The organism is Marinomonas sp. 63XJN7_9_ISO-PGPR-S23-217 (assembly GCF_056173515.1).
In genome coordinates this window covers 4,298,464-4,311,756 of sequence record NZ_CM149678.1, presented here as the reverse complement: position 1 = coordinate 4,311,756, position 13,293 = coordinate 4,298,464, and the positions used below count along the sequence as shown (strand labels likewise).

At 42.9% G+C, this 13,293-nt stretch carries 12 protein-coding genes; 11 read left to right on the top strand and 1 reads right to left on the bottom strand.

Features of this window, described 5'->3' with window-relative positions:
* Position 1 precedes the first annotated feature (1 nt).
* The 11 genes from flgL to AC0VYI_RS20145 all read left to right on the top strand — a co-directional run bounded on the left by flgL (position 2) and on the right by AC0VYI_RS20145 (position 12,577).
* Complete coding sequence (gene flgL, locus AC0VYI_RS20195; protein WP_199473908.1) at positions 2–1,345, top strand: flagellar hook-associated protein FlgL; 1,344 nt, start codon at positions 2–4, stop codon at positions 1,343–1,345.
* Positions 1,346–1,370: 25 nt separating this feature from the next.
* Complete coding sequence (locus AC0VYI_RS20190; RefSeq protein WP_475445151.1) at positions 1,371–2,912, top strand: HD-GYP domain-containing protein; 1,542 nt, start codon at positions 1,371–1,373, stop codon at positions 2,910–2,912.
* A gap of 367 nt (positions 2,913–3,279) precedes the next feature.
* Positions 3,280–4,170: a flagellin N-terminal helical domain-containing protein gene (locus AC0VYI_RS20185; RefSeq protein ID WP_475445149.1), complete on the top strand. Its 891-nt coding sequence runs from the start codon at positions 3,280–3,282 to the stop codon at positions 4,168–4,170.
* A gap of 700 nt (positions 4,171–4,870) precedes the next feature.
* Complete coding sequence (locus AC0VYI_RS20180) at positions 4,871–5,752, top strand: flagellin N-terminal helical domain-containing protein (RefSeq protein ID WP_475445147.1); 882 nt, start codon at positions 4,871–4,873, stop codon at positions 5,750–5,752.
* Between the two features lie 63 nt (positions 5,753–5,815).
* Complete coding sequence (locus AC0VYI_RS20175) at positions 5,816–6,235, top strand: flagellar protein FlaG (protein ID WP_067013465.1); 420 nt, start codon at positions 5,816–5,818, stop codon at positions 6,233–6,235.
* Between the two features lie 42 nt (positions 6,236–6,277).
* Positions 6,278–7,720: a flagellar filament capping protein FliD gene (gene fliD, locus AC0VYI_RS20170; RefSeq protein ID WP_199473923.1), complete on the top strand. Its 1,443-nt coding sequence runs from the start codon at positions 6,278–6,280 to the stop codon at positions 7,718–7,720.
* A 29-nt stretch (positions 7,721–7,749) separates the two neighbouring features.
* A complete protein-coding gene (gene fliS, locus AC0VYI_RS20165) occupies positions 7,750–8,184 on the top strand; it encodes a flagellar export chaperone FliS (RefSeq protein WP_475445145.1) in 435 nt (144 codons plus the stop codon).
* Positions 8,184–8,477: a hypothetical protein gene (locus AC0VYI_RS20160; RefSeq protein ID WP_475445143.1), complete on the top strand. Its 294-nt coding sequence runs from the start codon at positions 8,184–8,186 to the stop codon at positions 8,475–8,477. The genes fliS and AC0VYI_RS20160 overlap by 1 nt, the downstream gene beginning before the upstream one ends.
* Positions 8,467–10,575, top strand: coding sequence for a motility associated factor glycosyltransferase family protein (locus AC0VYI_RS20155; RefSeq protein ID WP_475445142.1), 2,109 nt, complete (start codon positions 8,467–8,469; stop codon positions 10,573–10,575). The genes AC0VYI_RS20160 and AC0VYI_RS20155 overlap by 11 nt, the downstream gene beginning before the upstream one ends.
* 2 nt (positions 10,576–10,577) lie before the next feature.
* Entirely contained in the window at positions 10,578–11,597 is a 1,020-nt protein-coding gene (gene pseI, locus AC0VYI_RS20150) for a pseudaminic acid synthase (protein WP_475445140.1), read from the top strand.
* Positions 11,594–12,577, top strand: a complete 984-nt coding sequence (locus AC0VYI_RS20145; protein WP_475445138.1) for a PseG/SpsG family protein — start codon at positions 11,594–11,596, stop codon at positions 12,575–12,577. Before pseI ends, AC0VYI_RS20145 begins: the two co-directional genes overlap by 4 nt.
* Here the strand turns inward: AC0VYI_RS20145 and pseF are convergent.
* The gene (gene pseF, locus AC0VYI_RS20140; protein ID WP_475445137.1) at positions 12,563–13,291 is read right to left on the bottom strand and encodes a pseudaminic acid cytidylyltransferase; all 729 of its coding nucleotides are present in this window, start codon (positions 13,289–13,291) and stop codon (positions 12,563–12,565) included. The genes AC0VYI_RS20145 and pseF overlap by 15 nt on opposite strands.
* Positions 13,292–13,293 lie beyond the last annotated feature (2 nt).

The following is a 13,293-nucleotide window of genomic DNA, read 5'->3' as shown; positions in this document are numbered from 1 at the left end:
TATGAGAGTCACTAATAATCAAATATACGGTCAGTCCAGTCGCGCTATGAGTCATGCGAATGATCGTGTGATGGATATTCAGAAGAAGATTACGGAGAATACCAGTATTGTTTCTCCCAGCGATAACCCAGTGGGTGCGCGGGAGGTGATGCAGTATGAGTCGAGTAATCAGTCTTTAAAGCAGTACGATAACAACATGAAAATGGCGAAAGGGCATTTGGAATACGAAGAAGTGGCCTTGCAAAGTTATAATGGCCTATTGGATGAAGCCAGAACTATGTTGATTCAAGCGGATAATACCGCAAATACGCATCAGGATATTGGTGCGATTGCCGATCAAGTTTCCTCCATGGTCGATTCCATGGAGGATTTAATGAATTCTCGCAGTGCCGATGGTAGCTATATTTTTTCGGGGACAAACACCCAAGCGCCTGCTTTTACCCATTTGCCAGATGGTACCTTTAAATGGTCTGGTAATGAGGGGCAAAATTTTGCGCAAATTTCAGAGAGCCGTAAGGTGGCGGTGAGCGATTCGGGTAAGCATATTTTTGAAGATGTATGGAAGCGTAATACGTTTTCCACAAAATTGAGTGTGGGGAACTCTGATGTGGTGTCAAAGGTCTCTAATCAGGATGACTTTGATGCCTTTTTAAAAAGGCATTTTAGTGTCACCAATCAAGCAAGTAACCATTTCGTGCTGACAACCACGCCTTTGTCTATGACCAAACCAGATGCGGCTGCAATACAGTCGTTAGTGAGTCAAAGGGCGCAAGATGCTGCCGCTAACAAGGCAGCTGGTGCGAAGAATGATAATAAAGACGATGAAAAAAGCTATATAGGTCCACCAGGACGTTATTTTTTTGCTGATTCATCTGGAAACATTATTGCCTCAGGAACCTATGATCCGAACAAAAACCTCATTATTCAAGGGATGTCTTTTTCTTTAAAAGGGGATCCTGGTGCGATTGTTGACGTTGATCTTAATAAGCCAGAACGTGACAATGTGGTCAATGTGTTGCGCAATACAATAAAGGTGATGAAAGATCCTAATGCCTCGAGTGAAGAGCGCGATATCGCTTTGAAAAATGGTCAAGTCAGTATTGTTAATACGCAGACATCGGTAGGTCGCGTGCGTTCAATGGTGGGGGCTAGGCTCAATAGTATGACAGAACGAGGTGATTTTTCCACAGCGAACCAGATGGCCAATACCATGGCCCAGGAGCGGGTGGCAGGACTGGATATGGGCAAAGCGGCAACCGAATTGTCTATGTCCGAAACGGCCTTGAATGCCTCACAGAAATTATTCACTAGGATAGATAATCTATCTTTATTCAATAAGATTTGATTTATAGCTTGGAAGGTAGCGAGAGATGTCAGCGTTTCAAGTCGAGTCATGCTTTGGTATTGATTTGAATTCGGGGTTCTTTAATCTTGATGAAATTATCAGCCAATTTGGCATTAAGAATGATGTCCTTAATCATAAGCATATCCGTAGCCTAGTTCGAACGCGAGGGAAAAAAAGTCGTATTGTTAGTGTGGCCATGCGTCAAGTGACTTTTGATCTAGTGAAGCCTGCGTTAGAGACCAACTTTCTCCCCTATGACCCTTCTTTTACCTTTGAAAAGCTACTGAACACAAAACGAGAGCGCCTATATGACGCACAAGAGCGATTTCTGTTGCTGTGCTACTCCATGACTCAAGGAAAAACGGTTAAAAGTTTAAAAAAGCTAAATGCCTCATTAACCACCAAAGATTGGCGTGATAAAGCGAATAAAGGTCAAAGTCTGTTTAAATACTTTCGTCAAGAGCTTGATGATAATACTCGAGAGTATATTCTCGCGTATAAGGCGCAAAAAAGAGACAAAGAAAAACAAGTTGAAAAAGAGGCGGACGAGTCTCAGGCTAATGCATCGATTTCTTTGCCTTTACGACGTCAGGCTAAGACTGGTTTCGTGGAGAAAAAACTGGCACCGACTTCATTTAATGATGAGGTTATTAAAGCACTAAAACTGTTCGAAGATGGTTACCTTTTACTCAGGGAGCAGACCGATATCGTTAAAACGGGCTCCCCATTAGACATGGATAAACTAAGGGCGTTTTGTCAGCGCTTGATGCAATCTCATACGCGTAATTCCTTTGCTCTGCTTGCTATTCGTCATATAAAAGATGCTTCTACGTATCTGGAGCAGCATGCAATGGGGGCGGCAGTATTGGGTATTCATTTTGCCAAAGCCTTGGCATTGTCTGAGCCCTACATCGAAGCCATTGCTTTGGGTGGCCTGCTTTTTGATTTTGGGCGTTTTCGTTTGCCTATGGCCATTAGTCATAAAGCAGGGAAAATGACGGAAGCCGAATTTGATTTGTTTCGAAAGCACATTACATTTGGCGAGCAAATGTTTAAGCAGAGTGACGGTATCCCCAAAGTGGCATATCAAATGTTGATCGATCACCACGAAAGAGTAGATGGTGCAGGGTATCCCCATGGTAAGCAGGATCAAGAAATCTCTGTGTATGGGAAAATAGCTGGTATTATCGATGCCTATGATGCCTTAACCTCAGAGCAAGTTCACAAACAGTCCATGGGGCCACTAAGAGCGCGTCGGCAATTAGTAAAAGAGGCTGGATTGGCATTTGATAAATCCCTCTTAGGGGTTTTTCTGAAAAGCATTGGAAGAATTCCGGTGGGGTCTTGCATCGTGCTGTCGAATGGTCGTGTCGGGTTTGTGTTGACCTTAAGTGCTTCTTTGGAGCCCGCTTTAGTTCGTCAAGTATATAGCCTGACTCATAAGAGCTTTATTACAGTATCGGATATTGATCTGAGTAAGCCAGGCTACTCTCAGGAGAGTACTAAAATTGTCAAAGACATTTCCCCTCAGTCTTTGGGAATCCAGTTTATTAATTACCTTTCTTAACACATCCTCCTCTAGCAAGTGCCCTTAATGTGTCGTATCACGACAGTCTGTTTTTGTCATGAGTATTTTTGCTAATGACGGATTATTTGTAGTAGATTACAAATAAGACTAGAGTGCTTACTTTTTGTACACGGTTGTGCGCATTCTACTGACTTCCTTGTCTTTACTGCCTTTAGTGTAAAGGGCTTGGAGAAAAAATAGAAAAAATAGAAAAAAAGGTTAAAGATTGAAAATAGAGTGTCGATAAAGGGTATATGGAGTTTGATAACACAATTCAAACGAGCATTTGGTAGATCGCTGTATATGTGGATGCCAAGTTGATTTTACAGCGTTATCTCTCTTTTTTTATTATTTAGGAGAAAGCAAAATGGCTTTATATGTAAACACAAATACTTCTTCTTTAAATGCTCAGAACCAGTTAATGAAGTCGGGTAAAGCATTGGATACTGCTTACCAGCGTCTATCTTCTGGTTACCGTATTAACAGTGCTGCCGATGATGCTGCGGGCTTACAGATCAGTGACCGTTTGACGTCTCAGGTGAATGGCCTGAACCAGTCAGTACGAAATGCGAATGATGGTATTTCTGTTGCTCAAACGGCTGAAGGTGCGTTGAACGAAACAACCAACATGCTGCAGCGTATGCGTACTCTATCCATTCAATCTGCCAACGGTTCAAACTCGGCTGAAGATCGTGTCGCAATGCAACAGGAAATGGGGCAGCTTTCTAAAGAGATTAACCGTGTTGCCAGTACGACGACCTTTGGTGGACGTAACCTGCTTAATGGTACTTACGCTGGCGTCTTTCAGGTTGGTGCTGACTCTAACCAAACCATTAGTTTTACGCTGGAATCTGGTGGTAATGCGAATTCCATTGATTATTCAGGAAATGGTGGTTTTACCATGTCTGGGTTATCTAGTGGTGCAGCAACACCTCAGGTCTCTAAAGATACCGCATCAATTACCACTATGAGTAATGCGCAAAGTATGATCAAGGTTATTGATACTATGATTTCGGCAGTAGACTCTAAGCGTGCTGAGTTGGGTGCGGTACAAAACCGATTTTCCTCTACTGTGAATAACTTGAGCAATATTACTGAAAACGTAACAGCTGCACGTGCACGTATTAAAGATACTGACTTCGCAAAAGAAACGGCTGCTTTGACCAGTGCTCAAATCCTTCAGCAAGCTAGTAGCAGTATTCTTTCTCAGGCTAATCAACGTCCTCAAGCGGCGTTGTCCCTATTGGGTGGTCGTTAATTAGCATTAAATAGCGAGTAAAAAGTAGTACCTATGTGCTGCTTTTTCTTCTATTAAATTTATTTCAAGCGGCTTCTATTCTCTTGGGAAAAGCGGCTTTTAGCCAGATGAAAGTGCTTCATCTGGCTTTTTTGTGCCTAAAATTTGTGTTTTCAGGAGGTTTGTATTTGATAACGAGTGATTGAGTGGGGCTAATTAAGATGCTTTCAGCGTTTTTGTGTCTGGCGTGTTCGGCGGATATTTTTCTGTCGGCTTGACGGTGTCCGGTCTTTATAACATCTGTTTGCTGTCAGCCAGATGAGTTTTTCGCTCGTCTTTACTTTGTCGTGCCTGTTATTTCGATTTATAGAGATGTGTCTGCCTATCGATGTTGGACGTATTGGCAACATGCGATTATTGCTCCTTTTCGTTTAAGAAAGGGGAGTTGAAGACGGACTTTCCGTTGAGCTTTTTTGTAATGCTAGCGATCTTGTTACTGCTTAAAATTTACATTATTTAGACGGTTTTATTAATAAGGGAGTAAATACAAAGTTTATCTATATCAATCAGTTGGGAATATTTTTGCCTATTAGGGTGAAGGGTTTTGCCTGTATGAGGTAAATAAATGCCATGAAATAGTAAAGTTATTGATGTTCTCGTCGATATTAAGGACGAGTACTGCTTTTTTGCAGGAATTGTCGAAAACTTTAGGAGGCTATTTATGGCTCTTTATGTAAACACGAATATTTCATCTCTGAATGCTCAACGTCAGTTGATGAAATCAGGCAGCACGCTAGATGTTGCTTTCCAGCGTTTGTCTTCGGGGAAGCGTATTAATTCGGCAGCAGATGATGCCGCAGGTTTACAAGTTTCTAACCGTTTAAGCGCTCAAGTTAATGGTTTGAACCAGTCTGTGCGAAACGCGAATGATGGTATTTCTGTCGCGCAAACAGCAGAAGGGGCATTGGATGAAACGACTAATATGCTCCAGCGTATACGTACTTTGTCATTGCAAGCCTCTAACGGTTCAAATACCGATGAAGATAGGAAAGCCATTCAACAAGAGGTGGGACAGCTATCAAAGGAGATTAACCGGGTCGCATCAGACACTACATTCGGTGGAAGAAGCTTATTAGATGGCACTTACGATGGTGTCTTTCAGGTAGGTGCTGATTCCAATCAAACGATCAGTTTTAATATGAAGAATGCTGGTGCCACTGGGTCTATTGACTTTGCTGGGAATGGTGGCTTTACTATGTCAGGTCTGTCAAGTCAGGCCTCTTCCCAAGTTAGCATCACTACGGCATCGGTTACGTCCATGACGAATGCGCAAAGTATGGTTTCCGTCATTGATACGATGATTTCTGCAGTGGATTCTAAGCGTGCGGAATTGGGTGCAATACAGAACCGTTTCTCGTCAACGGTTAATAACCTAAGCAACATCACTGAGAATGTGACCGCTGCGCGTGCCCGTATTGAAGATACGGATTTCGCGAAGGAAACCGCAGCGTTAACAAGTGCACAGATTTTGCAACAGGCTAGTTCGTCTATCTTATCTCAAGCAAATCAGCGCCCGCAAACAGCGCTGTCTCTATTGAGATAATTTCACATTATAGAAAGCTGAGGGGCTACCTCAGCTTTCTATGTGTTATGAGAGGTTCAGACTATGTCGATCAGTTCAAGTGATATTTCTAAACATACGTTAAGTTCATTACCGATAAGGCCCGAACAGCGTAATTCTGATAATTTTCATGTACGGAATCAGTCAGAGGCTAAAGTTGTCCAGACTTTGTCCGATACCAATAAAACAAATAAAGAAGATTCGAAAGAACAAACCTTTTCAGACAAGATAGAGCCAAATCAAGTAAAACAAATGAACACTAAGATGGCTCAGTTGAATTTTCATCTATCGTTTGAAATGAGCAAAGACAGTAATGAAAAAATCGTCAAGGTGATCGACCAAACCACGGGGGATGTTGTTCGTCAAATTCCTTCGGAAGAGTTTATAAAAATGTCGAAGCGGATTGATGATATTATTAGTCAGCTACGTGACATCAAAGGTACCATTGTCAACAGCAAAGTATGATTTGATATATTTAGTAATTTGTAATGCATCAGGAGAGTGGATATGCCAGTTGGCTCATTGGGTATGGGATCGGGTCTAGATTTAGACTCTCTCGTCAAAAAAATGGTGAGTGCTCAAAAAGACCCAAAGGTGAAACTGTATCAGGATCAAATCCACAGATATGATGCTAAATTATCTGCTCTTGGAACGGTCGGTGCATCGATAGACAAATTCAAATCATCAGTGGAAAAACTGAATAATAGAGAGAGTTTTGAAGGGCGTAATACACAGATAGATCAGCCTGAAGACAAAAAAGTATTGGATGTCACCGCTGGCCCGACAGCCTCAAACTCTTCTTATGAAATCAGTGTGAATCAAACGGCGAAAGGCAGCCGAGTCATTTCTAAACCCAATATATTTCATTCAGAGAGCGATGTGGTTACAGCCCGTGGTGGAAAGTTAACCTTTAGTGCTGGTAAAGACTCATTCTCAGTGGATGTGGATCCAGGGACTACTCTAGCTCAGTTAAGAAAGAAAATTGATAACGCTAAAGATAATTTTGGTGTCTCTGCCAACATCATTGATGACGGAAAAGGTCATTTATTTTTTACCGTTACGTCAGATAAAGAAGGCGATAATAACTCTATCAGTATTACCAATACTAAGGCACCGCTTGGCAAACTACCGATTTCAGATACGCTAACAAAAGATGGTAAAGACACCTTAGAAAAACCTCCTGTTAATTCGGATGGTTTGTCATTGGACAGTGTGTCTACCTCAGGTTTATCCGCTGGCATGGTCATGCTGCAAGGGGATCAAGCCCGAGATGCAATGATCACGGTAGATGGCATTCAAATCCGCAATGATAGTAATAAATTTGATAAGGCTGTGTCCGGTTTAACCATCGATGCATTGGCGTTAACAGATAAACCGACCAAAGTGGATGTTACGCAGGATGAGAAATCCGTTAAAGACACTATTCAGGGTTTTGTCTCGTCATACAATGAATTAATTGGTGTCTTAAAAAAGAGTACTGCCAAGGGGGCTGTGCTAAATAGCAATAGCATGATTCGAAATTTACAGTCTTCTTTAACTAACAGTTTAATGATGACCCATGCTGGTCCTGGTAAGTTGAACAATATTTTTGACTTAGGTGTGAAAATTGACAACGACGGCACATTAAGTCTCGATCAAAATAAGCTCGATAAAGTCATGTCCACAAGTTATGACGAGCTTCCTGGTTTGTTTACGGGTAATGGTGGCTTAGCAAAACATCTTGAAAAAGTGCTGGATAACTATACCGGTATAGATGGAATGAATACCACGTTAAAGAACTCTATCGAAAAGTCGAAAGATGATACTGAAGAAACAATGAAGAACTTTGAACGCCGAATGAAGAGTTATGAGTCATCATTACGAGATAAATTTACACATTTAGATTCTCGGCTTTCTGAGATGAAAGCACAAGGGAACTATCTAAATAATGCACTTGAAAAAATGAAGTAACGTTTAAACTGTAATAAATGGGGTTGTTTATGTACGAGAAAAAAGGGATTCATGCTTATAGACAAGACTCTTTGAAGTCTGATTTGGCATCAGCTGATCCTCATCGAGTCATTCAGCTCTTGATGCAAGGTGCTTTAGAGCGTTTGGCACTCGGCAAAGGGTTTATAGAGCGAGGTGATTTACAGGGTAAAGCCTCTGCCTTGACCAATGCCGTTGAAATTATTAATGGGCTTCGCGATGCCTTGGATCGTGATAGGAACCCAGAACTTGTCGATAATTTAGAGTCTTTGTATGACTATATGACGGTAAAAATCAACGAAGCTAGCGCAACGCGAGATATCGCTATTATTGATCATGTAATGGATTTGTTGCTACAAATCAAAGGTGCCTGGGATCAAATCTCAGAGGCAGATAAACAAAAAGCCTATGCTGATAAAGTAGAAGCTCGTGTGGGTATTGCTTAATGCTGGATAAAGCCTATCTTGTCGAATTGACGGATGAGCTAGAAGTAAGTGTTCAACGCCAGGATGTTGATAGTATTTTACAGTTTTGCGAGAAACATGATGAGTTTATACGATCAATCCAGCCTTCGAATGATGCAGGCGTTAATCAGACTATTAAGGGATTTGCTCAAGCCCATCAGCGTGCGCTTGAGTTGATTGAGAATCTTCATACAGCCATGCAAAATGAGCTTTTTAAGACAACTAAAACCCGTCAAGGTGTGATCCAGTACAAGGGTGTAAAGCATGCAAAATGAGGAACAATGGACTGACACCGCACCAACGGAGGAGTATCTTTCTCTTTTGCAACAAGGTCTTCACCGTATAAAAGAACACGAGGCAGAGCTCAATAATCGATATGCCAATAACATGGCCGTATTTGCTGAGGTGATGCCGCATATCTATGAAGCGTTTCAATCCTATACACCAGACAACCCTTTTCTCTATATGGAAGCGAATGGCGAACTGAATCTTTTTCGCAAAGATGTCGGTGTGCCCTTTTTTTCTGATGAGCCTAGAAAGCAATCACAAAAAAAAGTCTTGGCTTCGCTTCGCTCCCCTAACAAAACCTTTTTGAATTTAGATAAAACGGACAATCACCCAAGCCGTCATGTGTTTTATAGCAACAAAATGATGGATGTGGCTTCTGCGCAAGCACAAGGTCTTGCTAAACAAAAGAGCATAACCCAGTTCGTGGGATCCGCCGTTTTTTTTGGTATTGAGCTTGGTTACCAGTTAGAGGCTTTGCTTGAATGTCGGGAGGTGAAGCATCTTTATCTATATGAGCGAAATTTAGATTGTTTTTATTACTCATTATTTGCGATTGATTGGCTGCCGATACTGGAAAAATGTAACCGAGATGGCCGCACGATTTATTTTTCTCTAGGTGTGAATGCAGAAGATTTTACTGATAAATACATACTTCAGTTGGCCGAAAATGGTTATTTTATGGCGCCGGAAACCTTCTTGCACGTTGCCTACAGTAGTCCTGAAAATAATCAAGCTATCCACTATTTTAAACAACATTATGTTCGTCAGGTGATGGGTTGGGGGTTTTTTGACGATGCATTGATTGGCATTGCTCAGGGGCTGCGATCTTTACCCAATACGCGTTTAGCTCGTTTTAAAGGACGTGATGAGCTCCCGAAATGGGTATTGGATATCCCTGTTTTTATCTTAGGGAATGGGCCATCCCTTGACCAAGGGATTGAGTTGGTGAAAGAAGTACGAGATCAAGTATTAGTGATCAGTTGTGGTTCCACCATCAACACGCTTAAAAAATTGGGAGTCACGCCAGATATTCATGTGGATATTGAACGCATGAAACAAACCGTCGACAAATTTATCTTTTTGGATCAAGACTATCTAGACCAAATCTGGGGGCTGTCTGTGGATGTTATGCACCCCGAGTATTTCCAATATTTTAAGCATTCTGGTATGGGGTTAAAGCCTGGAGAGGCGATTACCAGCTTGATTCTGCAACAAGCACGCGCTCAGGGCGATCTGGAAGAATACGTTCAACTAAACTTTTGCAATCCGGTCGTGGCGAACCTAGCGTTGTCTTATGTGCATTTGTTTGGCTTTAATACGGTGTATTACCTTGGGGTCGATAATGGTTTCAAGGACAAAGGCAGTCACCATTCTATCCACAGTGGTTATTATAAAGATGGCAAAGAATCAGGCTTTCAAAGTTTTCAAGATGCCTCTTTAATTCAACGTAAAGGTAACTTTGGTGATGTGATCTATGCGACAAATATTATGGATACGTCACGGGTCCAGCTAGAGTCCTTAACGCGCCTATTGAAGAAGCGTCGTGGGTTTAATAGCTACAATTTATCTGATGGTGCGAAAATCGAAGGAGTTGAGCCGCTTAAGCCAGAGAATCTGATGATTCTGGATCCTAAGATTGACCATAAAGCCGTGATTCAGCTACTGGATCAATGCTTTTTTACCGAACCGCCAGCCAGTGTGCTAAAAGAGGCGCCAGAAACGCTCATTTCTATCGAAGGTTTTTGCAAAATAGCTAAGCTTTTACAGCAAGGTTGGGATGATACCGTCACAACCCGTGAAGCCGTATGTGATTTATTGTGGTCCCATCACCGTAGACTGTTTTTTCTTCGCGCCAGTGTACATTGCCATATTCATGATTTGCTTATTGGCTCCTTTACCTATTCCGCCTTCCTGATCGTAAAGTTTATTTTCGCACACGAGGATGAGGCTGAAGCCGTGCGCCGTGCACGTAAGATATTTGATGTTTGGTGTGAGTTTTTAGACGAAATGCCAAGCATGTTACAGCAGGCGTCTGACTTTATAGACAAAGGTAATGATCACCTTATAACCTTTTACAACGGTTAATTATGTTCGAACAAGACCCATTTATTATTGCCGAGCTTTCTGGTAACCATAATCAAGACTTTGAGCTAGCGAAGGCGATGGTTCATGCTGCTGCCAAGGCGGGTGTTGATGCCATTAAATTGCAGACGTACACACCTGATACCATGACTCTTGATGTGCGACGGGAGGAGTTTATGGTTTCAGAAAGTGATAGTTTGTGGAAGGGGGATAATCTTTACGACCTGTATGCAAAAGCGTCCACCCCTTGGGAATGGCATAAACCCTTGTTTGAGTTAGCTGAATCCCTTGGCTTGGTGGCGTTTAGCTCGCCTTTTGATATCAATGCGGTCAATTTTCTTGAGTCTCTCAATGTGCCGATATACAAGATCGCCTCGTTTGAAATGACTGATATCCCATTGATTCAAGCCGTGGCGAGAACCAATAAGCCGATTATTATGTCGACTGGCATGGCGACGTTTGCTGAAATAGAAGAAGCCATTGCAACCATTCGTGCAATCGGTAATAACCCCCTGACATTGCTAAAATGTACCAGTACTTACCCGGCAAGAATTGTGGATTCAAACCTGATGACCATGGAGGATCTTGCTAAGCGTACAGGCTGCCAAGTGGGGTTATCCGATCATACACAGGGATTAGGGGCGGCTGTTGCTGCGACGGCACTAGGTGCAACCGCAATAGAAAAACATTTTGTATTGGATCGTTGTGCTGGTGGTGTCGATGCGGCTTTCTCTATGGAGCCGTCTGAAATGGCGGCGTTAGTAAAAGCATGTCGTGATGCGAAAGCCGCATTGGGGCGTGTTGTTTATGGTGGCTCTGAGGCCGAGCAAGCAGCGAAAAAATATCGTCGTTCAATCTATATCGCACAGGACTTGCCAGCAGGGACGGTACTTGGCGAGACCCATTTAAAAATTATCCGCCCGTCTTTTGGTTTAGCGCCTAAGTATTGGCCAGAGGTGTTAGGAAAAGTGCTGAAAGTGGATGCTATAAAAGGTCAGCCACTGGCGTGGAATATGCTGGAATGAAAGCGTTGATTCGAGCTGATGCGGCCGTAGAAATAGGCATGGGGCATCGTGTTCGTTGTCAGGCGTTGGCCAGCGCCTTTGAGCGATTAGGTTGGACGTGCCAGTTTGTTGTTCACCATCGTTACCGGCAGTTCGCCTCGGATCACGATCTGTTGATTGACTGCGAAGAGGATTTGTTGTCATTGGCGGAACAGTCAGATTTGGTGATTTTAGACCACTATGGTTATCAAGCGGATAATATAGCGCGTTTGTTTCAAGTACAGCCAAACCTGTTGGTCGTAGATGACATGAATGACAGAGGCATCTTTCCCGCTAAGTGGCTAGTCAATCCACTCAATCAAGTGTATTCCTCCCAAGTTGCCATGCCTCTTACTGGCGGACAATATGCCTTGTTGCGTCCTTCTTTTTCACAGCATTACTCTGAATCGATCACCCCAGATAGATTGCTCTTGACCCTGGGGGGGACTGATCCATTGGCGCTGACCTTACCTTTGCTTAAGGCTTTAGAAAAGGCCGGATTTTCATTAGACAAGGTGCAAGTGATGCTGGGTAAGAATGCCAGAAATAGCGCAGAGGTGCTTGCTTATTGCGAGGAAAAACACATCGCTTGGCGGCAAGGCGTGAGTGATGTCACTCCATTAATGGGTCAAGCAAGAATGGCCATTTCTGCGGCGGGTGGTACCTTGTTTGAATTGGCTTGTATGGGGGTACCAACGGTATTTGCTCAAGTGGCAGAGAATCAAACTCGCTCTCTAGAGCAACATGTTCCAATGACTTGGTGTGATGCTGTTCGGTTTGATGACGTTAGCGAAAAACAGCAAGTGGAACGCATCGAGCATCTTATTCGTCTAGTGATGATCTATTGGCAGGATGATGCTTGGCTGACCAAGGCCAGGAAGATCGCTCGGAGTCTTGTTGATGGCAAAGGAGCTGATCGTGTTGCCAAAACGCTCCACCAAGAATTCTCAGTGATGATATAGCGCCATTAGTTGTGTTAATCGTTGCCAATCTTCCTCTGTATCCAAATCTTGAATGCGATGTCTTGGTAACATGATAGGTTTGGATTTTGCGCCAAAAATAACACCATCCTCTAGCCAGTCTTGAACACTTGCCCAGTAAAACTGCCCTGCATCATGAATAGCTTCTGTTAAATCTTGCGAACGTTTGGCAATGTGCTCTGGAAACATTGGTGCAAGTTGGCCATTCTGATCGAGATGCAACGCTCTCTGAATAGGAAAGTCAAAGGTGCAGGCGGAAAAGCAAAATGTAGCATTTTCCAAGCCATTAAAGCCTTGTTGTAAGTCTTCCGGGGTTAAAAGTGGGCTAGTTGCATAGATTAAGCAACCATGAGTGGGGCGTTCGAAGCCATCAAGATAGGATTGTTTGATCAGCGTGCGTAGAGCGTGTTGCATCACTGGGGTCGTTCCTGTCATGTGATCAGCCAAGTCGCGTGGGCGCATAAATGGAATGTCAGCACCGTATTCTCGTGCGACTTCAGCTATTTCCTCATCATCTGTCGATACGACAATGCGATCAAATAGGCCAGACGCTTTCGCCACCTCGATGGAATAAGCCAACAAAGGTTTGCCGTTTAGCAAACGAATGTTTTTTCTTGGTATCCGTTGGGAGCCACCACGGGCTGGAATCACGGCTACCCGATAGTGCTTTTCTTGTAGAAGGGCGATGTCTTTCATGG